General features: G+C 73.2%; 2 protein-coding genes. Both read right to left on the reverse strand.

Features of this window, described 5'->3' with window-relative positions; all coding sequences use genetic code 11:
• Nucleotides 1-477, reverse strand: a 477-nt coding sequence (locus tag J0670_RS36905; protein WP_207817147.1) for a DinB family protein, incomplete at its 3' end; no start/stop codon positions are given.
• Nucleotides 474-1754 carry an ergothioneine biosynthesis glutamate--cysteine ligase EgtA gene (egtA, locus tag J0670_RS36910; RefSeq protein ID WP_243438044.1) on the reverse strand — a complete coding sequence of 427 codons (1281 nt, stop codon included), beginning with the start codon at nt 1752-1754 and terminating at the stop codon, nt 474-476. The genes egtA and J0670_RS36905, both read right to left, overlap by 4 nt.
• Nucleotides 1755-1944: the final 190 nt, after the last annotated feature.

Here is a 1944-nt window from a genome sequence, read left to right on the forward strand (position 1 = left end):
GTGCTGGGCGATCATGCCGAAGGCGAACCCGGCGTCCAGGAGCGGAGCACCCTCCAGCGGGCTGGCGGCCAGCAGGTCCAGCACCCGGCCGCGCACCTCGTGGGCGTAGGCCCTGGCCTCGGCGGGCGGCAGCAGCGGGAGGCTGGGGCGTTCGGCCCGGGGGTGCTGGAAGGCGTCGTAGAGCGGGTCGATCTCCGGGTGCAGAGGATCGCGGCCGCCGACGTTGCGCAGCAGCCAGAGCTCCTCCTGGTTGCCGATGTGCGCGAGGTCCCAGACCAGCGGGGACATCAGCGGCGAGTGCTGGGCGGTGAGGTCCGCGTCCTCGACGCAGTCGGTCAGCGCGGCGGTCCGGGCGCGGGCGGCCAGCAGCTCGGCCGCGATGGTCTCGCGCAGCGCCTCGGTGTCGCCGCTTCCGCCCGTGTCGTGGCTGGTGCCGGTGCCCGCTTCGATGTCGGCGGGGGGTCGGACGTCGGTCATGGTGCGGCCTCTTCCGGGGGAGTGCGTCGAGTGCCGGAGCGAAGGGCGTCCAGCTGGTCGTCGGCCGGGCAGCGGCCGCGCGCGGGGTAGCGCTCGGCGAACTCGGCGACGGTGGTGCGCAGCCGTTCGGCACCGGGCAGGCGGCCCAGCGCGGCGTCGGCGGCGGCGAAACAGGCGAGGGCGGCGCGGCGCAGCTCGGGGTCGCTCATGGCCAGGGTGGCGGCCCGGAGCCAGGCGTCGCTGCGCGGTGCGCGCGGACCGTCCACGGCCTTCAGCGGCTCCAGCGCGGCGAACGCGGCGTCGGCGGCCACCGGGTCGTCCAGCAGGGTGGTGACCAGGGCGGTCGGCACCACCCAGCCGTCGCCTGGCTGGGCGTCGATCATCCGCAGCTCCAGGTGGCCGCGCGGGCGCACCGGAGGGAAGAGCGTGGTGCAGTGGTAGTCCAAGTCCGCCATCGTGGGTGGACGTTCGCCACCGCCGCGGATCCAGTCGCGGAAGGTCAGGCCGGGCGGCGCCGCCCACGACATCCCCTCCGGACGCCGTACGCACAGGAGTTGGGCATCCAGTACGTACTTCGCCCAGGCCTCGCGCGGGTCACCGTGGTCCGGTGCGGGGGCGAGGGTGCGGGTCGGGTCCATCCGGGACCAGACGGTCTGCCGGGTGGACCGGTGACCGGTCGGCTTTCCGTCCAGCAGCGGGGAGTTGGCGAAGGCGGCGACCAGCACCGGGCCCAGCCGGTGGACGAGATCCCAGCGCTGCTCCACCGCCTGTGGACCGTCCGCCTCGCCGGCGTCCAGGCACACCTGCACCGAAGCGGTGTCCGTCATCATGATCCGGCCCCAGGGGCCGGCGGAGTCGAAGAAGCGCTCCATCGCGAGGTAGCGGGGGTGGTCCAGCACCATCCGTCGGGGGCGGGCGAGAGGGTCCGTCCCGGTGCCGGTGAGACGCAGGCCCTGGGCCGCGAACGCGGCCCGCAGGGCGGTCAGATCGCGTCTGGTGTCGTCGACACAGGCCAGGAGGCCGGGGGCGGGCGGGGAGCTGAGCTCGACCTGTCCGCCGGGTTCGAGCGTGAGGCGCGAACCGGAGGGGAGTGATGTGCCGTCGGGGCCGCCGAGGGGCAGCGAATCCAGTGCGGCGTGGAGCAGTTCGGGCCGTACGGGCCGGGTAGGACATCGGTCGTCGTGGACGAACCACTCGACCTCGACACCCACCAGACTGGGCGGTCCGATCTTGAAGCAGACGCCCGACACGTGGCTGTGCGCCCCCGATTCGGTCAACGGGGTCGCCCCTTCCGGGGGCGGTGGTGCGCTCTGCCGGTCGGGCGGTGTCGTACGGGATGTTGGTATCACCGGACTCACCATCCTCGGGATCACGATTGCGGCCCGGTCTACCCTGCCCAGTCTGCTACGGAGCATGCGGGCACGCTCCGCAAATATCGCGTGAATGTTCGTTTTTGCAGGTCAGTGG

Origin of the sequence: Streptomyces sp. FH025 (assembly GCF_017427025.1) — a bacterium.
Lineage (GTDB): Bacteria > Actinomycetota > Actinomycetes > Streptomycetales > Streptomycetaceae > Kitasatospora.